The sequence below is a fragment of the Embleya sp. NPDC050154 genome, from assembly GCF_044460165.1.
GTDB lineage: Bacteria > Actinomycetota > Actinomycetes > Streptomycetales > Streptomycetaceae > Embleya.
Window position 1 is genome coordinate 55,897 of the sequence record NZ_JBITJP010000041.1, and the last position, 24,332, is coordinate 80,228.

Here is a 24,332-nt window from a genome sequence, read left to right on the forward strand (position 1 = left end):
TGAGTGGCCCAATTCGGACCACCACCCGGCGGGTCCGTGCCGTTTCCCGCAGTCGCGGCCCGCACCATTGAGCGCACCATGTCCAACAGCAACGGTCCCGCCCCCACCCGACGCACGCTCGGGCGCGGCCCGGACCGGCCCGCCGTACCGGCCGAACGGGCCGTGCGGGCCGAGCCCGCCGCCGAGGCCGCACGCGCCGGCCGGGCCGGGCCCGGCGCGCCCGTCGGGTCGGGGTCCGCGTCGCGGCCCGAACCGCAGGCCCTCCCCGAGCCCGCCGCACCGCCGCCCGCGGCGGACGACGACACCGGATTCCGGGTCAACCTGGCCAACTTCGAGGGTCCGTTCGACCTGCTCCTGGGGTTGATCGCCAAGCACAAGCTGGACGTCACCGAGGTCGCGTTGTCCCGGGTCACCGACGAGTTCATCGCGCACATCCGGGCCCAGGGCCCGGACTGGGACCTGGGCCAGGCCACCGAGTTCCTGCTGATCGCGGCGACCCTGCTGGACCTGAAGGCGGCCCGGCTGTTGCCGGTCGCCGAGGTCGAGGACGAGGAGGACCTGGCCCTGCTGGAGGCCCGGGACATACTGTTCGCGCGGCTGCTCCAATACCGGGCGTACAAGCAGATCGCGGGCATCCTGGAGCACCGCTGGGCCGAGGAGTCGCGCCGTCATCCGCGCGACGTGCCGCTGGAGCCGCGGTATCAGGGGTTGCTGCCCGAGGTGGTGATCACCACCTCGCTCGAGCGGTTCGCCCGGCTGGCGGCGAAGGCGATGACGCCCAAGGCGCCCAGGATCGTGTCGATCGAACACATCCACGTCCAGCGGGTGAGCGTGCGCGAGCAGGCGGCGATAGTGGTCGAGCGGCTGCGCCGGACCGGCAGCGCGACGTTCGCCGAACTGACCGCGGACGCGCCGGACACGCTGCACGTGGTCGCCCGGTTCCTGGTCCTGCTCGAACTCTTTCGCGAACTGGCGGTCGGGTTCGACCAGGTCGAGGCGCTGGGCGAGCTGACCGTGCGGTGGACGGCGGGCACGGACGAGGCGGTGGTGGTCGGGGACGGGTTCGACGAGTTCGACACGGTGTTGCGCGAGGGCGAGGAGGAGGACGCGTGAGCGGCGACCAGGGATATTGGATCGAGCCCGAGGACGAGGCCCCGGAGGCCGCCGTACCCGCCCCGCGGGCCGCGCGCGGCAAGACCCCGCCGCCCGCCCTCCCGGTGTCGGACAGCCCGCTTCCGGCGGCGCTGGAGGCCATCCTGATGGTGGTCCAGGAGCCGGTCTCCGAACATCTGCTCGCCGAGGTGCTCGATCGCCCGGTCGTCGAGGTGCTCGCCACACTGCGCACGTTGTCCCTGGAGTACACCGCCCAGGGCCGCGGCTTCGACCTGCGCGAGGTGGCCGGCGGCTGGCGGTTCTACAGCCGCCCCGAGCACGCCGCCGCCGTCGAGCGCTTCGTCCTGGACGGGCAGCAGTCCAGGCTGACCCAGGCCGCCCTGGAGACGCTCGCCGTGGTCGCCTACCGCCAGCCGGTCAGCCGCGGCCGGATCTCCTCGGTGCGCGGCGTCAACTGCGACGGCGTGATGCGCACGCTGCTCGCGCGCGGCCTGGTGGAGGAGTACGGCGTCGAATACGAGACCCAGGCCACGCTGTACCGCACGACCGAGTTCTTCCTGGAGCGGATGGGTCTGCGCTCGCTCGACGAGTTGCCGGAATTGGCCCCTTTCCTCCCCGAGATCGAGGCCCTGGAGGCGGAGGGCGAGGGGGTCCTGGACGGCTTCCCGGTACGCGCGGCGTCCCCGCTTGCGCGGAGCGGGGATACTGGGAGGGATACCGGGGCGGTGCACACCGAACCCGACGACGGCGAGACGACAACGGAAGTTTGATGGCACCCACCAACAGGCAAGGCTCCGGCGGCAACGACCGAGGCAACGAACGCTCGGTGAACAAGCGCGGGGGCACCGGGCGCGGCAGCAACACTCCGCAGCCCCGCCGGGTCGCCGACGACAATCGTCGAGGCGGCGCGGGTGGGCAGCCGAAGTCCGGCGCGGCGGGTGGCAAGGACCGCCGCCCGTCGGCGAGCACCGGTCGCCCGGACCGCCGTCCCACCACGATGCGCTCCAGTGAGCGCAACGAGCGCGAGAAGCAGGAGGGCGTCCGCCTCCAGAAGGTGATGGCGGACGCGGGCATCGGCAGCCGCCGGCACTGCGAGAACCTGATCGAGGCCGGCCGGGTCCAGGTCAACGACGAGCGGGTCACCGAGCAGGGCAAGCGGGTGGACCCGGACACGGTGGAGATCAAGGTCGACGGGATGCGCATCCCGACCCGCCCGGCGGAGACCTACATCGCGTTCAACAAGCCGACCGGCGTGGTGTCCACGATGTTCGACCCGGACGGCCGGTTCACCATCGCCGACTACATCACCGAGTTCGAGCAGCGCCTGTTCCACGTCGGCCGGTTGGACACCGAGACCGAGGGACTGATCCTGCTCACCAACCACGGTGAGCTGTCCAACCGCCTGACCCACCCCCGGTACGAGGTGCGCAAGACCTACCTCGCCTCGATCCAGGGCCCGATCCCGCGCGACCTGGGCAAGAAGCTCAAGGCCGGGGTCGAGTTGGAGGACGGCGTCGCGCGCGCCGACAGCTTCCGGATCGTGGACAGCGTCGGGAACAACTTCCTGGTCGAGGTGGTACTGCACGAGGGCCGCAAGCACATCGTCCGGCGCATGCTGGCCGAACTGGGCTTCCCGGTCGAGCGTCTGGTGCGCACGCAGTTCGGCCCGATCCAGTTGGGCGACCAGAAGCCGGGCCGCACCCGCCGGTTGTCCAACGACGAGATCGGCCTGCTCTTCCGCCAGGTCGACCTGTAGTCGAGGGCCCGCCGCATTCCGATGTCGGCGGCCAACTGCCTTGACGGCCGCGGTGGTTCCACTTTCGAGTGGAACCACCGCGGCCGTTGTTCGTATCTGCTCGATTCGGTTCCGCCGGCCTGCTCGATGGTGCATCGTGGAAGCCCGCACGGGGGTGTACGGGTGTTGGCCGAATAACGGTTCGGAACCGAGCGTGTCCCAGTGATCGCGATCGGTGCCCGTTACCCCTCGCGTTGCTGCTAGAACGTTGCCGAACACCCGAGGTGTGCCTCGCGCCCGCGGGGCCGACAGCAGGGGGGACGCCACATTGGTGCTGCCTGTCCGCCGGGGAGCGCCACGGCCGGCGCCCTCCACACGGCGTCCACGACGGTTGGCCTGCGCGGTTCTGCTCGGCGCGCTCGCCCTGGCCCTGATACCCGGCCCGGCCGCCCGGGCGGCCGACCCCGCGGTGGGTGACCCCGGCCTCAAGGTCGCGCCCATCTCGTACGTGGTCCTGGCCGACGAGTCCGGCAGCCTCAAGGGCCCCGACCTGGACCGGGAGAAGGACGCCGCCGCGCTCGCCGCGCTCGGCGAGCTCTCGCCCGAATCGCGCGTGGGGGTGGTCGGCTTCGGCAGCGGCAGCGGCGTCAAGCCGCCGGTGGACGTGGTCTGTCCGATGACCGCGGTTTCCGATCCGGCGGTGGCCACGTGCGCGGACAAGCTGCACGCGCGCACCGATCAGGAGGGCAACAACACCGACATCCCGGCCGCGATCAGGCAGGGCGTGAGCATGCTGCGCTCGGCCCCCGCCGGCCAACCCAAGGTCCTGTTCGTGCTGACCGACGGCGCGATGGCGGTCGCGCCCGGCGAGGGCTACGGCACCGACGCCGCGCGGATCCCGGGCGAACTCGACAAGGCCCTGACCACCGCGCTGACCGAGGCGAAGGCCGCGGGCATACAGATCTGGCCACTGGGCTTCGGCAGCGGGATCGACGCCGCCCAACTGAACCGGATCGCGGACGGCGGCGCACCCTCGATCTGCTCGAATCGCCCCGAGGACAAGCCCAAGGCGATCACGGTCAAGGACTCCGGCGAGGTCGTGCAAACCCTGCGCAAGGCCTTCGGGACCGCGCGCTGCGCCGGGGTCACCCAGACCGACTCGACCGACGTCAACGGCGAGGCCGACCTGAACGTGACGATCCCGGCTATCGCCACCGACGTGGTCATCCAGGTGCAGAAGGCCAACGAGCACATCGAGACCACGTTCTTCGACCCGGACGGCAAGCAGGTCGACAACGCGCCCGGCACCGAACACCGCGGGCAGGGCTCGCGGACCGAGACGCTGCGGGTCACCGACCCCGTCGCGGGCAAGTGGCGGATCCACCTCAAGGCGCCCGCCGGGGCGTCCGGGCCGGTCAGCGCGGCCGCGCTGTGGCAGGGCGTGGTCAAGTCCTACGTGCAACTCAACCCGCCCCAGCCGACCGCGGGCGAGCCGGTGAAGTTCAGCGTCTTCCTGCAGACCCGGGAGAAGAACCTGACCGATCCGGCCGCACTCAAGGGCGTCGTGGTGTCCGGGCACATCGAGGGTCCCGGGCTCAAGGCCGACATCCCGCTCCGGGCCGGCGACAAGGGCGAGTTCTTCAGCGACTACCGGATTCCGGCCGGGACCACCGGTCAGGTCAGCTTCACCGGCACCATCACCGCGCCGGGCGTCTCCGGCACCCGCGAGGTCAAGGCGGTCACCCTCGGCGGCGGGCCGGCCTCGGCCCTGGCCGAGATCCGCTGGGGCGACACCACGATCGAACCCGGCGGCAGCGTCGCGGGCACGGTGTCCTGGAAGGTGAACGACACCAGGCCGCACACGCTGCGCGTGGTCGCCGACTTCCCGGCCGACACCGGAGTGCGGATCACCGGGGCCGAGCAGAAGGTGACGGCCGGCTCCGACGAGTTCGGCTTCAAGCTCGCCTTCGGCAAGAACATCGCCAAGGGCGACCACACCGGCCGGGTCCGGGTGCTGGACACCACCGACGGCGACAAGGTGCTCTTCGAGACCACCCGCACCGTCACCGTCGAACCGCCGCCCGGCTTCTGGGATCGATACCTGTGGATGGTGATCGGGGCCGTCGTGCTGATCGCACTGCTGCTCGGCCTGCTCGGCTACCTCGCCAGGCGACGTGGACGCGCGCGGCGGATCGGACCGATCGCGCTGCGCCTGTACCGCGACGGGCAGCCGATCGGCGTGGAGACCCGGCCGCTGGACGAGCGGGCCGAGGCGATGTGGTTCCGGCTGGACACCACCGGCTTCCCGCCCCAACTGATCCCGCTGTATCAGCACGAACCCGGAACCTCGTGGATCGTGCGGCGGACCGCGGCGACGGGCACCCTGGACGTGGAGACCCCGTTGGGCGCGCATCTGCACCTGGACATGGGCCGGTCCACCGAGATCGAACCCGGGCTGGCGCTGGGCTGCACGGACGACCGCGTCCAGGGCGGGTCGCCGACCGAGGGCTCCGCCTCCGGTGATCCCTACAACCCCTACGGCTCCGCCGCGCCCACGGCCGCGTCCCCGCGCCCCTACGGCGAGGGCGCCTACGGATCCGACCAGCCGTACAACCCGTACGGCCCGTACGGTTCGGGACCCGCCTCGGATCCCGGGCCCGGTGCGGGCCCCGACGACACCACGTTCGGCTACGGACCACCGCGCTAGTGCCCGGTCCGGGAACGCTCACCGCTTCCCGGCCGCGGCACCGGTCCCCGACGCGGGATCCGAGTCACCCGAGCTCGCACGTCACGCACTTTTCGAGGAGGGCCCGTGGCAGCGCAAGGCCGCAGGGGCATGTCCATCCACCAGTCCATGCTGTTCGTGGGCCTGGGCGGCACCGGATGTCTGATCGGAGCCGAACTCGAGCGACGGCTGCGCGAGGAACTGTGCGGCGCCGACGGCACCGGCCTGATGCAGCGGCTCGGGGGCCAACTGGCCCCCTACCAACTGCCCAACTGCATCCAGTTCGTCTATGCCGACCTCAACGAGAACGAGTTGCAGCGCCAGCGCTTGCGGGCCGCACCGCCCGCGCATCGGGCCGCCGCGGATCGCAACGCGCATCTGACCACCCAACTGGTGCCGCCGCTGAACACCTATCCGGAGGTGGCCCGTTCGCTGCGGATCAACGCGGCGGAGGAGACCATCCCGTGGCTGCCCGCCCGCGAGGGCGAGCCACGCGTGACGCCGCTGCGGCGCGGTGCGGGGCAGTTGCCCACCGTCGGGCGCGCCGCGCTGTTCGAGACCTTCCGGCACGGACTCGCGCCCGCGATGGACCCGTTGCGTCGCGCGGTCGGCCTGATCAGCAACGGCAACGACCACCTGATGGCGCTCAGCGGCAGCCAGAACAACCGCAACACGTGCGACGTGTTCGTCGCGTTCTCGATCGCCGGCGGCACCGGTTGCGGGATCTTCTACGACTACCTGCACCTGATCGGCGAGGCGTTCTCGCAGGGTTACGACGGGATCAAGATCTATCCTCTGGTGCTGATGCCGTCCGCGTTCGACGAGGAACGCGGCGGCGGCCGGCCCGCGGTGCTCAACGCCGGTCGGGCGCTGTTGGACCTGTTCCAATTGGTCGACGACCAGAACGGGCAGTACGCGCAGGAGGAACTCGACACCGGACTCGGCGCGCCGGCGGGCAACCTGGCCGTGCGCTACCCCGGTCTGGAGTCCACCCGGCTCAAGGCGGGCACCGTCCAGACCGGCTTCCTGTTCAGCCGCACCAGCGGGATCGAGCGCGAGGACCTGCACCGCTCGGTGGTCTCCCTGGTGATGTCGCTGATCGGCACCGGCCTCAACCCGGGCGGGGCCGAGTTGGAGAACGCGGTCATCCAGGGCGACCTGTACCAGTCCTTCGCGGACAGCTTCATCAACGAGGGCGTGCGCCGCGAGGTGCCCGCGCCCAGCGGGATCGGCGCCTGCGGGGTGTCCACGAGCCTGGTCGCGTCGATGACCGTGCCGGTGGACGAACTCGCCGACATCGTCGCCGGCCGGCTGCTGGCCCAGGCAGTGCGCGATCTGACCTCGGACGTGCGGGTGTCCTCCGAGGCCAACCTGGAGCAGATCAAGTCGTTCATGTCGGTGGCCGGTCTGAGCGAACTGTGGTTGTGCGCGCCGCCGCACGTGGCCGACCCGTCGCCGGCCAAGGGCGCGGCGGGCATCATGCAGGCGCTCAACGCGCGTACCCGGGCGATGGAACAGGCGCTGCGCCAGCAGGAGGCCCAGTTGCGGGCGCACACCGCGCAATTGGCCGAGGACTTCAACCACGCCCGCGGCATCCGCCAACTGCTCGCCGACGGAGACCTGTTCCGGGCCCGTCGGGTGCTCTTCGGCGACCGCAGGCTGTACAGCGACGCGGACCGGCCGGGAGTGGCCGGCCTGCTCGCGCACTGCAGCACCGAACCCACGCCGCCGCCCGGGATCACCGTGAACGCGCCGCACATCCCGGCGATCAAGGACCGCGCGGGCGGGGTGGTCAAGGCCAAGTGGGGCGACCCCGAGGTGCAGCGCGCGCTGAACGCGCAGCAGCAGTGGTTCGAATGGCGCTCACGCCGCAACTGGCACGCCCAGTGGGGCGGTCAGGCCGAGGTGTGGGACCGCAAGATGGTCTATCTGCGGCACGTCGTGGACGGCCTGGCGCAGTCCTTCAACGACCACCGCGACCAGGAGGAGGCGAACTTCGGCCGGGCCACCCGGGAGTTGTACCGTCAGCGCTCCGGGGTCTCCTACCTGCTGCCGCCGCAGGGCAATCTGGAGTCGTTCTACCGCCAGGTGCTGCGCCGCTTCGTGGACCGCGAGCGGTTGCCCGAGACGGCCGGCGCCGCGCAGATCGTCGGCAAGCTGCTCGGCACGAGCATCTGGCAGCGCGCCTACGAGATGGGCGAGGAGCGCGAGGGCGGCCCGGCCGCCGTCACCTATGTGCGCGACCAGATCAAGCAGCACGTCAAGACCCTGTTCGTGCAGGCGGGCGAGCTCAACGCGCAGCCGCTGCTGCCGCCGGTGCGCGACCTGCTCACGCGCGCGGCGACCCGGCGCGGGGTCGCGGTGGGCGAGGAGGACCTCGAACAGTTCGTGCAAAAGCTCGCGGGCATGTTGCCCAACGGCTTCTCGCCCGAGGGCAGCGGCGAACTCAAGGTGCTGATCGCCCATCCGGGCACCTCGCACGACTCGGACGTGCGGCAGTACCTGGAACGCATGCTGAACATCCCCAACGAGCCGTCCCGCAAGATCGAGTTCCGCGCGGTCGAGCAGGAATCGATCGTGGTGGTGCTCTTCCGCAGCGCGATGAGCCTGACCGAGGTGCCCGAGGTGCGCCAGGTGCTCGCCCAGTGGTCGCGCTCGCTGGACCGGCAGGACCCGGTCGACTTCCTCAAGTGGCGCCAGCGGCTGGGCTTCACCTACGACTGGCTGGCCACCACCGAGGGACACCGGGTGTACATCCTGCACCGGCTGCTGTGCGCGATGTGGAACGGGCAGGTCGAGGTGGGGCGCGGGGACCGGTCCTCGCCCGAGGTGATCGACATTCGGCTGCCGCACGGGCCGACCGTGATGCGGCTGCCGCTGCGCCCGTTCGATCGGGCCTCCTCGTGGGGCAGCCTGCTGCGCGCCTACGAGGAGTGGACGCTGACCGACGACGCCTCGGTACGCCGGGAGTTCGCCAAACAGTTGATGCTCACCTACCCGGAGGGGCTGGGCGCGCGCGTGGGCGAACCCTCGGCGCTGTATCGGCACTTCGTGCACGAGGTGGCGCCGCGGCAGGTCAAGGTGCTCAAGGAGCTGCGCGATCGGCTGCCGGAGCGCAGCCGGGGCTGGGCGGAGGAGCTGCTGCGGTTGTGGGAGATCACCCTGCCCGCCGCGCTCGACCTGCCCTTCCCGCACCAGGCCACCACCCGCAACTCGCTGCGCGAGTTGGAGTACGACGACTCGGGGCCGGTCGACGAGTACGGGTACGACGGGGGCCGCGCCGAGCGCGACCGGGCACCGGACGAGTGGGGCCGCGCGCGGGACGAGCGCGGCTTCGAGCGGGATCGGCGGGCGGGCGACCGCAGGCGCGACGAGCGCGACGAGCGGGACGAACGGGACGAGCGCGCCGAGCGCGCCGAGCGCGAGTGGCGTGAGGGGCAGCGGCCGCAGAGTCGGGACGGCCGGGAGTGGGAACGGCGGGACGGGCGTGACCCGGGCGAACCGGCGTTCGACCGGGGCGAACCGGATCGGCGCGACGGGCGCGCGCCCAGGGGCCCCGAGCGGTGGCACGACGCGAGCGAGTCGCCCGAGTTGCCCGACACCCGCGACCTGGGGCGGCCGAGCCTGGACAAGCCGGAGCCGCGCGACCGGGGTCGACAGGACCGGGGCGACCGGGACCGGCACGAGGCCCCGGAGCGGCCGCCGGGTCCGCAACGGCGCGGCCGGCACGAGCCGTACGACCCCTACGATCCGTACGACCCGGGCGAGCCGCGCGAGGCCCGCGGGCCGCTGGACCCCCGGCACGCCGGCGACGCGCACGACCCGTATCGCGACCGTGACCCGCGCGATCCGTTCGACCCGCGCGAGCGAACCGGGCGCGACGACGCGGATCCCGACGATCGCACGGTGCGCCTGGACGGCCTGGACGGGACCCTGCGGTTGCCCGACGAGCACGACGACCGCGAGCTGCCCGGGGGTGGCTGGTGACCGACTCCGTCGACCCGGGCGTGCCGCGCCCGTTGGTGATCGTCGTCGACCTGCGCACCGAGTACGACACGGTGCTGGCGGCCAGGCGGTTCGCCGACGTGCAGACCGCGTACGCCCGCACCCGGGTGCCCGCGGGCACCCGCAACGTGGACGCGGACCGCGTGCTCGTGCTCGACTCGGTCGAGGAACTGGTCGCCCACCGGCAGGCGTACGAGCGGATCTTCGCCGGCATGTACAGCAAGGTCGTGTGCGTCGCGGTCGGCGCGCCCGTGGACGGCTCGATCGTGCTGCGCCGCCCCGGCCAACTCGCGGGCAGCGACGCGGCCACGCTGTGGGTCGGCGACGTCCGGGGAACGGACTGGGCACCGGGCCGCGCGCCCGGTGTGACGCTCAGCCCCGACGACGCGGACGCCCTCGCGCCGCTGGTGGACGTGCTCACCCAGCCCGAGGTGTTCGACCACGTGCTCGCCGGCGTGACCGAGATGCCCCGCTCGATCGCCGCGCCCGGGATGACCGCGTTCGTCCAGCGCATCCGCGACGACGCGGTACAGCGGGCCCGGATCCGCGCGGTACAGCGACTGTCCGGCGCCGAGGGCGGCGTGGACGAGCCGTGGCCCGAACCGCTCGCCGCGCTCGCCGACGACCAGGGCCCGGGCCCGGTCGCCGCCGGCGGCATCCGCGAATGTGTGCGTGCGGACAGCCCGCTCGGCGGCCGGTGGGCACACGCCGACCAGGGCCTGGGGCACGCGCAACGACGCCTGTCGCTGCTTGCCGGCCCGCTCGCGCTGTACGGCTCGGCGGGTCACGACGGGCGCCCGATCCACGAACAGGTCGCCGACGCCGCGACCGCGCTGCTCGAGTACCGCGACCTGGTCCGGCAGACCGTGGGCCGCGGCGCGGCCGGCCTGGACGCGGACGGGCGGGCCTGGTTGGACCAGGTCGGCGTGCTGATCCCGGAGCCGCCCGGCGTGGGCGCGACCTCGGTGGCCGGCGCGCTGTACGAGCGCACCGCCGCCGCCTTCGACCGGCCCGAGGGCCTGCGCGGACTGGCCGAGCGGCTGCGCGAGCTGGCCGACCGGATCGCCCCGGGCGCGGGTGCCTCGCGAGCCCACGAGGTGGACCGGACCTGCTCGGACGCCTTCCTCGGGCACTACCTGCGCCCGGCCGCGTTCCCGCTCGGCCCCGGGCACGTCGGGGTGGTCGGCGCCGCGCTGGTCGGCTCGTTCCTGACCGCGCTGTGGCCCGCCTTCGGGGTGGTCGGCGCGGGCCTGGCGGTGCTGCTCGCGGTGCTCGGGTCGACCCTGATCACCGTGCGCCGCCCCGACCGCGCGGGCCGCCCGACGCTGCCCGGCGAGGCGCTGCCGATGATCGTCGTGGCCGGCCTGGTCGCCCTGGTCGGCGCGGTCTGCGGACTGCTCGCCGGACGGGCGTGGGATCCACCGACCGGCGTGGGTCCGCTCGCGCTGGTGCTCGGCCTGGCCGTACTCGTGGTGCTGCCCGGCGTGGACTGGACGGTGCGGGTCCGGCGCTGGGAGCGCGCGTTGGCGCTCGGCGCGGCCACCCGGGCGTTGCACGCGCTGCACGCGCTGCTGGTGCGCACGGTGTGGAACGACTGGGCGCTGGCCGGTCCCCGGCGCGAGGCGGTGGACCGGGCGACCGTGCTGGCCGCGCTGCTGGAGGAGAGCGCCAAGACGCTCGCCGAGGACGCGGCGGTGATCGAGCGGCAACTGACGGGCGAACCGGTGGGGCCCGACCCGGGCGCGCCCGCGTTCGGCACCGCCGGCTACCCGACCCCCGGCCGCCCCGCGCCGCCCTCGGCCCCGCCGCCGAGCGCGGGCGCGAGCCTGTACGACACCGTGCTCGCCGACCTGGTGGACGGGCTGCACGCCGCGTTCGAACCGCTGTGGCCGCTGCTCGAACGCGACCCGGCGGAGGCCTCGCGGCGCGGCGCGCGACCCGAACTGCGACCGGTGCTGCGTGCCTACGCCGACCACCTCGCGCACAACGGCGTCCAAGCCGCGCCGCCGTTCGCGCGCCGGGCCCAGGACCGCCCGCACGTGGGCGACACGGCCGGCGGCGACGCCGAACGCATCGCCGAACTGCTCGGCCAACCCGCGGACCGATCCATGCTGCAACTGTGCGCGGCCGACCAGCTGGTGCTGCTCGACCACGCCCCATCGCACACCCGCAGCGTGCGTTTCGCACCGCGCGGGGTGCGTCCGGCCGTCCGCGAGGCACTGCGCGACCGCGGCTCCGGGCACCTGATCGAGCACGAACTGGTGTGGACCGGCGGTGGCCGGATGGCCGGTGTCCTGCGCCTGATGCCGCTGCTGCCGGGCTCGGTGGACGACGCGCGGATGTGGGAGGAGAGCGCGGACGGCGCGCCGACCCAAGACCTCGGCGAGCCGGGCGCACGCCGCGACGACGGGTGGGCGTCGTGAGCGGGCCGGGCGCGCCCGGGCGCGCGGGCGAGGCCCGGGAGGAGAAGCTCGGGTACACCGACCCGGAGGGCCGCTCGGTGGAACGCCGCGTCGAGTTCGGCCCGGACCGGCCGACCCGGCCCGGCGAGCCCTTCCGGGTCCGCGACGTGCGCGACGTGGAGGACGGCAGCACGTTCGTACAAAAGCGCCTGGGCCCGCTGGACGCGCGCCGCCGGGTCGGCGCCGAGGCCGCCCTGGAGACCGAGATCCGGGTGCTGCTCCGGCTCGTGCGCACCTTCGGACCGGCCGGCTACCCGCGCGAACTCGCCCTGGTGGCCGGGCACGACTTCGACGGCGTCGAGCCGTTCGTGCTGCTGGAGGCGGCGCCCTGCCCACCCGCCGAGGACGTGGTCGGCAAACTGCTGACCGAGGAACAGGAGGCGTTTCGCCGCGCGCTCTTTCGCACCGTGCGCCACCTGGAGACGGCCGGCGTCGTGCACGGCGATCTGACCCCCGCCAGTGTGCGCTGGCAGCGCGAGCAACGCCGTTTGTACGTCGCCGACTTCGGCCACGCCGCGCTCGCCGGGGAACCGCGCAGCAGCCTGGGCACCGCTCTGTGGGCCGCGCCGGGCCCGCTGCGCGGTCCCGGACCCGCCGACCCGCGCGACGACCTGTGGTCGGCCGCCCAGGTCGCCTACCACGTCACCACCGGCCGCCCGGTCCGCCAAGGTCTGATCCCGGTCGGCGTGGAGAGCCAAGGCGTGTTGTACGACCTGCTCCAAGGCGTGTTCGAGCAGGACCCGCTGCGCCGGCCGGGCGCGGCGGAACTGCTGCGCCGGCTGGCCGAGCCGGACCCCTACGTGCGCGGCTACGCCCAGTACGACCCGCTCGCCGAGGGCCGACGCGGCTACGAGGCGGCCCTGGAACGCAAGCGCACACGGATGCCGTTGGCCGGCCAACCGCCGCCGCGACACGACCCGCCCGACGCCGGCGGACCCAGGTCGCCGTCGGTCCCGCCCAAGCCCGCGAACCCGCCGGCCGCCGAGCCCAGGCCGAGCCGGTTCCGGCTCTTCGGAAAGAACCAACCCGGTTGAACGCGACGGCAGGTGAGGTCGGCTGATGTTGCATCAGATCGTGTACCGCTGGGACCCCGACGGACTGCTCGGGCGTCGCGGCGTGGTCCCGGTCGCCACGTCGCTGGGGCGCGACGAGGTCTTCGGCTGGCATACCCGGACCCGGCTGGCCGAGGCGGTCACGGTGGACTACGGCGATCCCGCCTGCCCGGCCTCCAGCGTGTGTCTGCTCGACACCCCGCTGGGCGTCGCGCTGATCCGGCGCGAGTTCGCCCCGGACGCGCACCAGCGGCTGAACAACTCCGCACACGTCCTGGTCGGCCCCCGGGACAGCATCGCGCCGTTCGACGCCATCGCGTGGGGCTCGCTGGCGACCCGCGCACCCGGCGCGCTCGACCTGGACCGGATCCCGCCCGGCTACGGCCTCAAGCCGCTCGCCGACGAGCGGCTGGCCGAGGCCTTCGAGATCGCCGCCGGGGACCTGCACGAGCGGGCCCGCCGGCTCGGCGACCCACTGGAGGTGCTCACCGCGGCGGTGCTGCGCCGGCCCCGGGCCCGGATGGCCCTGCTGCCGGCCACCGCCGAAGACGCCACCGTGCTGCTGTGGGGACTGCAACACCTGCTCACCGCGCTGCTCCCGGGGCCGTGGACGTTCTCCACGTTCGAGGTCGACGACACCGCCTCCGATCCCAAGGGCGCGCCGCGCTTCGTCACGCTGCCCCGCGTGCCCGGGACCGCGCCGGGGACCCGGGTACGGGTCGACCTGACCGGGAACGGCGAGCCGTTCGACGCGCACCGCGAACTCGCCCGGCGGATGGTGAAGCACTACGTGGGAGAGGGGTGGGCGGGCTTCCACCGACTCCTGAACACGCCCACCGAGGTGCACACGCTGCCCGAGGCGACCCGCGTGGAGGCGATCCGCAGCCGCCTCGACGGGCTCGCCCCCCGCCCGGAACCGCGCGCCCGACCGCGCCGAACCTCGCCGGATTCGCCCGGCTCACCCGGGGAACCGGTCGAGCCGCCGCACGAGGGCACCCGCGAGATGCCCCGTACACCGCCCACGCCGACCGCGTCCGCGACCTCCTCCACGGCCGCTCCGACCGCCGGCCCCGTCGACTCGAATCGAGCCGTGGTGCGCTGCCCCTACTGCCTGGACCTGGTCCGCTGGGACGAGAACGACCTCTACGAACGCGACGACCGACTGCGCTACGAACGGGTGGACCTGAGCACGGTCACCGACCCGGTCAAGCGGCACGACCGGATGCGCGCGACCTTCATGCGCTGCCCCAACCCCACCGGGGACGAGGAGCGTGAACACTTCCTGCCGACCAACTACCTGATCCACGAGCCGCCGTTGGTGGTCGGCCTGATCGGGGACGGCCTCTCCGGCAAGACCCACCTGCTCGCCGCGATGATCGCCGAGATCGACGCGGGCGGGCTGCGCCCGTACGGGGTCACCCATCAGCCGGTGGACCCCGCCCAGCATCAGGACTACCTGCACAACCGGGTCGACCCGCTCCAGCGCGGCCACATGCTCGCGACCACGGTCAACCACCAGGGCAACCTGGTCCAGTTCGCCGACGCGCTGCTGCTGCGCTCGGGCGGTCGGAGCCGACCGATCGCGTTCTTCGACGTCAGCGGCGAGGACCTGGCCAGGGGCGGCCGGGAGATGCAATTCCTGGCCGCCGCCGACGCGTTCGTGTTCGTGGTGGACCCGGTGGTCGCGGTCGACCTGCCGGAGCTGCGCCGACTGACCGGCGAGACCGAGGACATGCCGGGGACCCGGCGCGGCGACCGGACCTTCGCGGCGGTGATGGACCGGTTGCCGCGTCGGGCGGAACTGCTCGACCAGCCGGTCACGGTCGCGGTGACCAAGTCCGACCTGATCCGCTTCGAGCCGCCCGTGGACGCGTGGCTGGGCTCGCACGCGCCGCGCGCAGGTGTGGTGGACCCGGCCAGGGTGGCCGCCGAGAGCCGGGACGTGTACTCGTTCCTGTACGCCCACGACGCGGCGGCCTGGCTCAGCCCGTTCGAGGAATTCCGGCGCTGCACGATGCACTTCGTGTCGGCCACCGGCGCGCGCGACCGGGACGGCCGGTTCCCCGGCGGCATCCGGCCGCGCCGGGTTCTCGAACCCGTCGTGTCGATCCTCGCGATGTGCGACATGCTCGATCAGGCCGGCAGCGAGCGGGTGGGGGTGTGAGATGGCATCGGACACCGGAGCGGACGAGGCGGATCGGCTGGATCAGATCGTCTATCGCTGGAGCTACGGGAACCTGCTCGGCCACAAGGGCATGGGTCCGGTCGCCACCTCGCTGACCTTCGACCGCCTGCGGGACTGGCACGGGGGTCTGGACAGCCATGTCTCGATGGACCGTTCGCTGCCGGAGACGCCCGAGTGGAGCGTGTGCCGGGTGCGGCTGGAGGAGCGGCACGCGCTGATCCTGCGCGAGGCCGCGATCCACGGCACCAACCGGCCCGGCAACAACGCCCACGTGCTGCTCGACCCCGGTCTGCGGGTGCAGGCGCACACGATGCTGGCGATCGCGTGGCTGCACGGCCGGCACGGCGGTGGACTGACCGGATCGCACGTCCGGCTCGCCGACGTGCCGGACACCGTGCCGATGCGCGGCGCCTCGATCCGCCCGGACGCGTTCGACCCCGACGTGCACGAGGACATCCGCCGGCACGCGCGCGACCACGCGGAACTGGTCGAGATCGTGCTCGCGGCGGTACTGCGCGACCACCGGCGGCACTTCACCCTGCACCTGGACGACGTCGGCCCGGACATCGTGCCGCTGCTGTGGGGCGTGTTCGACCTGGCGCAGTGGGTGGCGCCCGGGCGATGGACCTTCTCCACCTACGAGACCAGCGACGCGATGGTCAAGCCGCGCTTCGTGCTGGTCCCGCGCTGGCCCAACACCCCCGAGCCGGCCAACCGGCTGCGGATCGACCCGCGCGCCGAACCGCAGCCGGGGCGGGACGTGTTCCGCGACGCCGCCGGGATCCTGGTCCAGCAGTACTGCACCCGTCCGTGGGAGGAGGTGCAGCGCACGCTGGTCAAGATCGACGCGGCGGCCCGGCCCGGCGCGTCGTTCCTGGACCGCGCCAACCTGGTGCGCGACCTCGAACCGGACGCGACGCGCCTGGTGCGCGCGGTCGACCCGGCGCCCCGCGAGGATCCGGCGGCCGGGACGGGCGGGTCCGGCGACCCGGGCCGGGGGTGGTCGGCGGCCGGGTACTCCGACGATCCGGGGGTGACCGGCTACACGGACACCTGGGCCACCGACGACGAGTCGGACGGGTTCGACGACGCGTACGAGTCGGACGAGTCGGACCGGTCGTACGAGAGCGATGAACCGGACGGGCGGGACGAGCGGGACGCGCGCAACGGGCGGCACCCGGACAGCGGGTACGTCCCGCTCGACGAGCCCGACGCGTGGGGCGCTCGGCGTAATGGGTGGGACACGTTCCGGGGCGACGGGGGGCACATACCCAGGGTCGGTGAGCGGGACCGGCGGGACGGGCGCGAGTCGGATCGGTCGATCCCGCCGCCGGGCGGCCCGCCCGTACCCGTACCGCCCCGCCCGGACCGACTCGTGCCCGCCCGGCCCGAGTCGGGCGGATCCGAGAGTCGCCCGGCGCTGCCGACGGCCGACTCCGGGCGGACCGGGCGCGGCACGATGGACTGGCCGACCTGGGAGGCGTTGCACGCGACCCGGTCCGGCTTCGAGGCGCTGGGACTGGCCGCCGGCGAGATCTTTCGGTCCAACGGCCACGAGACGCGGGAGTTCCGCGAGGCGCTGGAGCGGGTCGACCCGGACACGCTCGCGGTCGCGCTGCTGCTCGCCGGGCCGCCGCTGCTGACCCCGGTGGTCTACCGCCTGGCCCAACTCGTGCACCGCACGCACGAGGAGCGGCGCCGGCTGGACAAGCACACCCAGGCCGCCTTCGCGACGGTGCTCGCTCGGCTGCACGAGGACATCAAGACCCTCGACGGCTGCGGCGTGCCGCGCGAGTCGCTGAGCCTGTTGTTGTGGGAGATGACCGAGCGCGTCGTCGCACACGGCAGACTCGGCACTTTCGGTACCGACGTCGCGGGCACGGTCTGGCGGCTTCGTACGTCGTTTCGGGTGTGGGAGGACTATCGGCGGGCCCTGTGGAGCGCGCTGCGATCCACCCGCTATCGCGAGTCGTTCCTGCTCGAATACGGTCGGCTCGCCCTGGAGGACCTCGACAGCACGCCGGACAGGACGGAAGCGCAGCCATGACGGTACGGACGGCGCAGCCGCGCGGGAAGGACACACCGACCGACGCCGACGCGGGCGGGTTTCGGCAGATCGTCTACCGACGCCAAGAGGACAGCCTGCTCGGCGGGCGCGGCCTGGGGCCGATCGCGGCCTCCGTGTCCCGGGACGAACTCCCGGGCTGGCACGACGAGGTGCGCGAGCACGTCGCGGTCGACGCGGACGATCGCGGCGCGCCGGTGACCAGCGTCGCGCTGGTGCACACCGGTCGGGGCGCCGCGGTGATCCGGCGCGAGTACGTGGTCGACGGGAACAACGCGCGGGTCCTGCTCGACCCGGGCCGCGACCTGGGCCCGCACGCCGCGCTGGTGCTCACCCAGGACGCGGTGTGGGCGGGCGAACCCGCCCTGGAGGACATCCCGCGCGGTTACGGACTGGCCCCGCTCGCACCGGACTTCGTGGCACGCGCGCTGGACGCGCACGCCGAACGGCTGCGCGGGCGGGCCCGCGAGCAGGCCTATCTGCTGGAGGTCGCGGTCGCCGCCGTGCTGCGCCACCCGGGCCGGTTCTTCTCGTTTCAACAGCGGGACGTCGGGATCGACCCGGTGCCGATGTTGTGGGGGCTCTCCGACCTGCTGCTGTGGCTGGTGCCGGTGTCCTTCACGTTCTCCACGTTCGAGACGCTGGACCACTCGGCCAAGCCGAGGTTCGTGGTGTTGCCGCGCCGGCCCCGGGACGCGCAGCCGTGGGCGGGTCGCTATCGACTGGTGGTCCGGGAAGAGCCCAAGGCGGGTTCGGATGTGCACGCGCACGCGGCGGCGCTGCTGGTGAGCCGGTACACCGACACCGACTGGCCGGGAATCCACCGGCTCCTGGAGGGCATGCGCGACCTGCGCCGGTTCCCGCACGAGCGGGCCGAGGAGCGCTCCCGGGAGATCTGCACCCGGCTGGGCCGGTGGAGTGCGGCCCCTCGAACGCCGGTCGCGGAGGTCGTGGCGCAGGCCGAGGAGGTCGCCGAGGCCGCGTCGGAGCCGGTTCCCGAGCCCGCCCTGGTGGCCGCGGTGGTCCCGGCACGGGGCGAGCGGGTCGAACGGGTCGCGTCGGCCGAGCGGGTCGAGCGCGAGCCGCGGGTGGTCACCGTGTCGGCGGCCGAGGAGGAGCCGGCCTTCCCGTACGCGGCGGAGCCGGTCCGGACGTCGGTGTCGGCGCGAGCCGAGGCGCCGGCTCCCTCGTCCGCGGCCTCGTCCCCGTCCTCGCCGTCTTCGGCGACGGCGCGTGCGGGGGAACCGGCGGAGGCCGCCGAGGCCGCGGACGTGACCTGGTACGCCGACGACGGCGCGGTGTTCGAGGAGATCGAGGACGCCTTCACCGGGCCCTGGCCGGGTTTCGAGGAGGAGCGCGGCGAGCTGCCGATACCCGCCCTGCCGTTCGCCGAGGACGACCCGGACACCGACGCGGATGCCGGGGCCGGGGCCGATCCCGAGTCCGGCGGCGCGGGCAGTCCGCCCGCACCGGGCGCGCTGCCCGCGAGCGCCGGCAACGCGCCGTGGAGCATGTGGGCCGGGTACGGCATCCCGGACACCGAGGTGGACAAGATACGACGCGCGGTCAAGCGCCTTCCGGACAAGCCCACGCTGCGCGAGCGCGCGCTCGGCGGCGGCGCGGCCAAGACCGAGGTCGCCGGCATCGACAACATCGTCACGCTCGCGGTCGCGCTGCGCCTCGCCGATCTACGGGTGTTGCCGGTGCTCGCGGACCGGCTGACCACTCGGCTGGAACAGCGCCGACGGCAGCTCGCGCCGGAGGCCTGGAACCCGGACGACCTGCTGGCGATGCGCGAGACGCTGCTGGACGCCGAGCAGTTCGGCGACCGCCTCGACGCGTCCGGCGCGGGCGAAAAACGCACCCGCAAGCTGTTCGAGCAACTCCTCGTGGTGGTGCTCGCGCCCAAGACCGACACCAAGGGCGTGCTGCGCCAGATCGCGATCTGCGTGCTCTCCGACCGCCGGGACCGCTCACCGAACCCGCTGATCGAGGAAATCCTGCTCAACTCCCAGTGGGGCGAGGAGTTCCGCACCGAACTGGGCCGGCGCTGGGCGGAGCAGAACCCGCCGCGCTGACCGCCGGCCGCGCGATGGGGTGACCGCGCGGCCGGTGACCGCGCGGTTTCGTCGTCGCGCCGACCGGTCGGGCGAACCGGCACGGGTGCGCGCGGACCGGGCCGATCGGCGGCCCGGTCGCGCGTGCCACCGGCTCAGCGCTGTACGGTCCAGCCGCCGCCGCGCAGCGCCGTCGTGAGCGCCTCGACCCGCTGCGGATCCACCTGGAGCTCGACCAGACCGGTCGGGCGGCCCTGCGCGTGGTCGATCCGGATGTCCTCGATGTTGACCTCGGCCCGGCCCACGTCGGCGAACAGCCGGGCCAGCTCGCCCGGCCGGTCCGGGACGACCACCGGGACGGCCTCATACCGCGCGGCGGGCTCACCGTGCTTGCCCGGGATTCGCGCGTGCCCGGCGTTGCCGCGCCGCAGCAGCGCCGCGACGCCGCGCGAACCCAGCTCGCGCTTGGCCTCGTCGTCCGCGGCGAGCGCGCGCAGCGAGCCGACCACGGTGTCCAGGTCGCTCGCCAACCCGGCGAGCACATCCGCGACCGCGTTCGCGTTGGCGCCCAGGATGTCGACCCACAGGCTCGGGTCCGAACCCGCGATCCGGGTCACGTCCCGGACGCCCTGGCCCGCGAGCCGGGTGTCGGTGTCCCGGGCGTCCTCCAGGCGCGCGGCCATCAGCGCGGACACCAGGTGCGGCGCGTGCGAGACCAGCGCGACCGCGTGGTCGTGATCGCGCGGCGCCATCACCACCGGCACCGCCCGGCACAGCGACACCAGTTCCAGCGCCCGATTCAGCGTCTCGGTGTCGGTCTCGCGCGAGGGGGTGAGCACCCACGGCCGGCCCTCGAACAGGTCGGCCCGCGCGGCCAGCGGCCCCGAGCGCTCGCGCCCGGCCAGCGGATGCCCGCCGATGTACCGGGTGAGGTCGCAGCTCAGATCCGCTATTTCGCGCAGCGGCTGCTCCTTGACGCTGGCCACGTCGGTGTACCCGAGCGCGAGCCCTTCCGACTGCACCTGGCGCAGCGTCTCGGCGATCCGCGCCGGCGGCACCGCGAGCACGGCCAGGTCCACCGGCTCCGGCGGTGTCGCCTCCTGGCCCGCGCCCATCGCCGCCGCCGTGCGCACCGCGGTGCTGTCCCGATCCCGGAGATACACGGTGACCCCCCGCGAGGCCAGCGCGAGTGCGACGGATGTGCCGATCAGTCCGGTGCCGACCACGGCGGCGGTACGCACGACGGGAACTCCAAGGGGCGGGTGACGGAATAATGGGGCAACCGATCAAGGCTATCCGTGACGGTACCCTCGGGCGGTGTCCTATCGCCCCGCGGCATCGACTGCGCCGCCCGGTTCGGCAATACCCGTGACGGCCCCCGTGCCGGCAACAAGTGAAAGGTCGGCGACCGTGGAAGCCCGTACACCGCTCGCGACCGCGGTGGTCGCCATCGACGGTCCGTCAGGGTCCGGCAAGTCCAGCGTCTCGCGCGCGGTCGCCGCCCGGCTGGGCCTGCGCTACCTGGACACGGGTGCGATGTACCGGGCGATGACGTGGTGGATGCTCCTCAACGGCGTCGACGTGCACGACCCCGACGCGGTGGCCGCCGCCGCGGACAAGCCGCAGATCGTCTCCGGGACCGCCCCCGACGCGCCGACCATCACGGTGGACGGCAAGGACGCGGCCGGCCCGATCCGTACCGACGAGGTGACCAAGGCGGTCAGCGCGGTCAGCGCGGTGCCGCAGGTGCGTACCCGCCTGGTCGAGCTCCAGCGGGCCACGATCGGCGCGGGCGGCATCGTGGTCGAGGGCCGCGACATCGCGAGCGTGGTGGCGCCCGACGCGGCGGTCAAGGTCTACCTGACCGCGTCCGAGGCGGCCCGCGCCGCTCGCCGCAACGCCGAACTGACCGGCACACAGGCCACCAGCGTCGAGGCGACCCGGGCCGATCTGGCCCGTCGCGACGCGCTGGACTCGGGTCGCGCGGTCGCCCCCGCGGGGATGGCCGAGGGCGCGATCCTGGTGGACACCACCGAACTCGGCCGCGAAGAGGTGGTCGACCACCTGCTCGCCCTGGTCGCGGAACACGTGCGGTGACCGCGGCTCTCGGGACCACCTCGAAGCCCCCGCTCGCCGGAGCCGCGCACTTCATCGGCGAGCCGCTGCTGCGCAGTTTCTGGCGGGTGCGCGCGCTCGGCGCGTGGCACGTGCCGATGGCCGGACCGGTGATCCTGGCGGGCAACCACGCCAACTTCGTCGACGGCCCGATGCTCTTCGCGTTCGCGCCCCGGCCCACCCAGGTGCTGGTCAAGCGCGAGATGTTCACCGGCGCGCTCGGCCCGATACTGCGCGGGATCGGCCACATCCCGGTCCAGCGCGGCGTCGCGGACCGCCGGATGATCACCGATTCGCTCGACGTACTGGCCGGTGGCGGCGCGCTCGGCGTGTTCCCGGAGGGCACGCGGGGACAGGCCGACTTCTCGGCAGTGCACAATGGACTTGCATATCTGGCATTGCGCTCCGGGGCACCCATCGTCCCGGTGGCCTGCCTCGGCACCGGTGCGCGGGGATCCTCGATCGGTGCATTGCCGGGTCTGCGCTCCCGGATCGACGTGGTCTACGGCAAGCCCTTCGAGGCGGTCGAGAACGCCGACCGCCGGGCCACCCGCAAGGCCGTCCAGGCCGCGTCCGACCGCATCGTCGAACGGCTCACCGCGCACCTGCGCGAGGCCGAGCGGATGACCGGCCGCGCCGGCTGACCACGATCTTCACCCGTACCGCTACCCGAACGAGGAACACCCCCATGGAGCAGCACGCCGACGCCACGACCGAGGGCGCCTTCGACCCGGAGGCGTGGGAGGCGGGCTACGACCCCGACGAGTGGGTCGACCTGGAAGGGGACGGCCCCGACCGAGGCGAGCACGCCGAGGACTCCGGCGGCCCCCTGCCGGTGCTCGCGGTCGTCGGCCGACCCAACGTGGGCAAGTCCACGCTGGTCAACCGGATCATCGGGCGCCGCGAGGCGGTCGTGGAGGACACCCCCGGGGTGACCCGCGACCGCGTGTACTACGAGGCCACCTGGAACGGCCGACGCTTCACCGTGGTCGACACCGGAGGCTGGGAGCGCGACGTGGTCGGGATCGACCTGTCGGTCGCGGTCCAGGCCGAGTACGCGATCGACTCGGCGGACGCGGTGATGTTCGTGGTCGACGCGATCGTCGGCCCCACCGACAGCGACGAGGCCGTCGTCAGGGTGCTGCGCAAGTCCGGCAAGCCGGTCGTACTGGCCGCCAACAAGGTCGACAACATGGCGCAGGAGGCGGACGCCGCCGCGCTGTGGTCGCTCGGCCTGGGCCAGCCCTGGCCGGTCTCGGCCGTGCACGGCCGAGGCAGCGGCGACCTGCTCGACGCCGCGCTGGCGATCCTGCCGGAGGCCCCCGCGCAGCGCTTCGGCGTGATGGAGGGCGGCCCGCGCCGGGTCGCGCTGCTCGGCCGCCCGAACGTGGGCAAGTCGAGCATGCTGAACAAGGTCGCCGGCGAGAACCGGGTGGTCGTGGACAAGGTCGCGGGCACCACCCGCGACCCGGTCGACGAACTGATCCAGCTCGGCGGCAAGACCTGGAAGTTCATCGACACCGCGGGCATCCGTCGCCGTGTGCACCTGACCCAGGGCGCCGACTTCTACGCGTCGCTGCGCACCACGGCCGCGCTGGAGAAGGCCGAGGTCGGGGTGATCCTGATCGACGCCAGCGAGCGGCTGACCGAGCAGGACACCCGGATCATCTCGCTCGCGGTCGAGGCCGGTCGGGCGATCGTGATCGCGTACAACAAGTGGGACCTCATGGACGAGGAGCGCCGCTACTACCTCGAACGCGAGATCGAGCAGGACCTGGTCCAGGTCACCTGGGCGCCTCGGGTGAACGTGTCGGCGCTGACCGGCCGGCACATGGAGAAGCTGGTCCCGGCCATCGAGACCGCGTTGGCGAGCTGGGAGAAGCGCATTCCCACGGGCCAGCTCAACGCGTTCCTGGGCACCCTGGTGGCCTCCCACCCGCACCCGATCCGGGGCGGCAAGCAGCCGCGCATCCTGTTCGGCACCCAGGCGGGCACCAAGCCGCCGCGCTTCGTGCTGTTCACCAGCGGCTTCCTGGAGGCGGGCTACCGCAGGTTCATCGAACGCCGGCTGCGCGAGGAGTTCGGCTTCCCGGGCACGCCGATCGAGATTCGGATGAAGGTCAGGGAGAAGCGCGGTCGGAACAAGACCGGCCGCTGATCTCGGACGGCACGGCGGACATCACGAGGGCCCGGACGCGATATCGCGTCCGGGCCCTCGTCGTCTCCCACCGGCTCTGCCCGGTCGGGCACATCAGAGCGGCAGATGGCCGTGCGGGGCGGGGACGCGCGGAGGTTGGGCGGGTACCAGGGAAGCGCCGCGGTGTCGGCCGTACGTGGTGTAGCCGCCCTGGGTGGGCAGGGCGAAGTTGCCCTCGGCGGGCAGCGAGAAGTTCGGGAACGGCGGGTCCTGCGCGTACGAGTGGCTGATCGCGGCGGGCGCGGCGGGCGCGCCGTAGGACGGGCGGCTCGCCGCGTAGTCCTCGTTCGAGCGCTCGTGCGGGACGGCGCGGAACATGCGCCGCCACTCGGTCTCCAGCGCGTTGTAGATCGGCGTCAGGACGTCGTGGCTGGGGGCCGTGGGGGCGCCCACGGCGACTACGGGGTGGCCGAGGGACCGGCTGCTGATGGAGTCGTCGAAGCTGAACACACCGGGTCCAACGAGACGGGGGGCCTGGGGTTGCTGTTTATTTGGGCGACTTCGTCGCCGGCTCGCGAGGCGCCGCCTTTTTTCTCTCCCCCGCTTCGCTCCTCCGAGAAAAAAGGCGGCGCCTCGCTCGGGGCTTCGTGTCCCTCCGCTTCGCTCCGGGCCACGAAGCCC

15 protein-coding genes are annotated in these 24,332 nt (G+C 73.2%); 13 read left to right on the forward strand and 2 right to left on the reverse strand.

What is annotated here, in order from left to right; genetic code table 11:
* Window positions 1–78 precede the first annotated feature (78 nt).
* From ACIBSV_RS47485 to ACIBSV_RS47530, 10 genes are all read left to right on the forward strand, one after another.
* A complete protein-coding gene (locus ACIBSV_RS47485) occupies window positions 79–1,113 on the forward strand; it encodes a segregation and condensation protein A (protein ID WP_395873794.1) in 1,035 nt (344 codons plus the stop codon).
* 146 nt (window positions 1,114–1,259) lie between these two features.
* On the forward strand, window positions 1,260–1,883 hold the full coding sequence (gene scpB / locus ACIBSV_RS47490; RefSeq protein ID WP_395873814.1) for an SMC-Scp complex subunit ScpB: 624 nt from the start codon (window positions 1,260–1,262) through the stop codon (window positions 1,881–1,883).
* Complete coding sequence (locus ACIBSV_RS47495) at window positions 1,883–2,869, forward strand: pseudouridine synthase (RefSeq protein ID WP_395873795.1); 987 nt, start codon at window positions 1,883–1,885, stop codon at window positions 2,867–2,869. Before scpB ends, ACIBSV_RS47495 begins: the two co-directional genes overlap by 1 nt.
* 370 nt (window positions 2,870–3,239) lie before the next feature.
* The gene (locus tag ACIBSV_RS47500; RefSeq protein ID WP_395873796.1) at window positions 3,240–5,555 is read left to right on the forward strand and encodes a vWA domain-containing protein; all 2,316 of its coding nucleotides are present in this window, start codon (window positions 3,240–3,242) and stop codon (window positions 5,553–5,555) included.
* Between the two features lie 105 nt (window positions 5,556–5,660).
* Window positions 5,661–9,560, forward strand: a complete 3,900-nt coding sequence (locus ACIBSV_RS47505; RefSeq protein ID WP_395873797.1) for a tubulin-like doman-containing protein — start codon at window positions 5,661–5,663, stop codon at window positions 9,558–9,560.
* The gene (locus ACIBSV_RS47510) at window positions 9,557–12,001 is read left to right on the forward strand and encodes a hypothetical protein (RefSeq protein ID WP_395873798.1); all 2,445 of its coding nucleotides are present in this window, start codon (window positions 9,557–9,559) and stop codon (window positions 11,999–12,001) included. Before ACIBSV_RS47505 ends, ACIBSV_RS47510 begins: the two co-directional genes overlap by 4 nt.
* Complete coding sequence (locus tag ACIBSV_RS47515; RefSeq protein WP_395873799.1) at window positions 11,998–13,074, forward strand: hypothetical protein; 1,077 nt, start codon at window positions 11,998–12,000, stop codon at window positions 13,072–13,074. The genes ACIBSV_RS47510 and ACIBSV_RS47515 overlap by 4 nt, the downstream gene beginning before the upstream one ends.
* 25 nt (window positions 13,075–13,099) lie before the next feature.
* Complete coding sequence (locus ACIBSV_RS47520; RefSeq protein ID WP_395873800.1) at window positions 13,100–15,256, forward strand: hypothetical protein; 2,157 nt, start codon at window positions 13,100–13,102, stop codon at window positions 15,254–15,256.
* A gap of 1 nt (window position 15,257) precedes the next feature.
* A complete protein-coding gene (locus ACIBSV_RS47525) occupies window positions 15,258–17,324 on the forward strand; it encodes a hypothetical protein (protein ID WP_395873801.1) in 2,067 nt (688 codons plus the stop codon).
* Window positions 17,321–19,420 (forward strand): hypothetical protein, encoded by a 2,100-nt coding sequence (locus ACIBSV_RS47530; protein ID WP_395873802.1) that lies wholly within the window; start codon window positions 17,321–17,323, stop codon window positions 19,418–19,420. The genes ACIBSV_RS47525 and ACIBSV_RS47530 overlap by 4 nt, the downstream gene beginning before the upstream one ends.
* A 134-nt stretch (window positions 19,421–19,554) precedes the next feature.
* On the opposite strand, the gene ACIBSV_RS47535 is transcribed toward ACIBSV_RS47530, so the two are convergent.
* Window positions 19,555–20,640 (reverse strand): prephenate dehydrogenase, encoded by a 1,086-nt coding sequence (locus ACIBSV_RS47535; RefSeq protein ID WP_395873803.1) that lies wholly within the window; start codon window positions 20,638–20,640, stop codon window positions 19,555–19,557.
* Between the two features lie 169 nt (window positions 20,641–20,809).
* On the opposite strand from ACIBSV_RS47535, the gene cmk reads away from it, so the two are divergent.
* The 3 genes from cmk to der are packed head-to-tail and all read left to right on the forward strand — an operon-like array spanning window position 20,810 to window position 23,672.
* Window positions 20,810–21,496: a (d)CMP kinase gene (gene cmk / locus ACIBSV_RS47540; RefSeq protein ID WP_395873804.1), complete on the forward strand. Its 687-nt coding sequence runs from the start codon at window positions 20,810–20,812 to the stop codon at window positions 21,494–21,496.
* The gene (locus tag ACIBSV_RS47545) at window positions 21,493–22,158 is read left to right on the forward strand and encodes a lysophospholipid acyltransferase family protein (protein WP_395873805.1); all 666 of its coding nucleotides are present in this window, start codon (window positions 21,493–21,495) and stop codon (window positions 22,156–22,158) included. The genes cmk and ACIBSV_RS47545 overlap by 4 nt, the downstream gene beginning before the upstream one ends.
* Window positions 22,159–22,202: 44 nt before the next feature.
* Window positions 22,203–23,672, forward strand: coding sequence for a ribosome biogenesis GTPase Der (gene der / locus ACIBSV_RS47550; RefSeq protein ID WP_395873806.1), 1,470 nt, complete (start codon window positions 22,203–22,205; stop codon window positions 23,670–23,672).
* A gap of 93 nt (window positions 23,673–23,765) precedes the next feature.
* Here der and ACIBSV_RS47555 read toward each other — a convergent pair whose 3' ends face one another.
* Window positions 23,766–24,104, reverse strand: a complete 339-nt coding sequence (locus tag ACIBSV_RS47555; protein ID WP_395873807.1) for a hypothetical protein — start codon at window positions 24,102–24,104, stop codon at window positions 23,766–23,768.
* Between the last annotated feature and the right edge of the window lie 228 nt (window positions 24,105–24,332).

Excerpts from the sequence above, each read along its gene's own strand:
- ACIBSV_RS47485 (WP_395873794.1), top strand. The coding sequence starts at position 79 with ATGTCCAACAGCAACGGTCCCGCCCCCACCCGACGCACGCTCGGGCGC.
- scpB (WP_395873814.1), top strand. The coding sequence starts at position 1,260 with ATGGTGGTCCAGGAGCCGGTCTCCGAACATCTGCTCGCCGAGGTGCTC.
- ACIBSV_RS47495 (WP_395873795.1), top strand. The coding sequence starts at position 1,883 with ATGGCACCCACCAACAGGCAAGGCTCCGGCGGCAACGACCGAGGCAAC.
- ACIBSV_RS47520 (WP_395873800.1), top strand. The coding sequence starts at position 13,100 with ATGTTGCATCAGATCGTGTACCGCTGGGACCCCGACGGACTGCTCGGG.
- ACIBSV_RS47525 (WP_395873801.1), top strand. The coding sequence starts at position 15,258 with ATGGCATCGGACACCGGAGCGGACGAGGCGGATCGGCTGGATCAGATC.
- ACIBSV_RS47530 (WP_395873802.1), top strand. The coding sequence starts at position 17,321 with ATGACGGTACGGACGGCGCAGCCGCGCGGGAAGGACACACCGACCGAC.
- der (WP_395873806.1), top strand. The coding sequence starts at position 22,203 with ATGGAGCAGCACGCCGACGCCACGACCGAGGGCGCCTTCGACCCGGAG.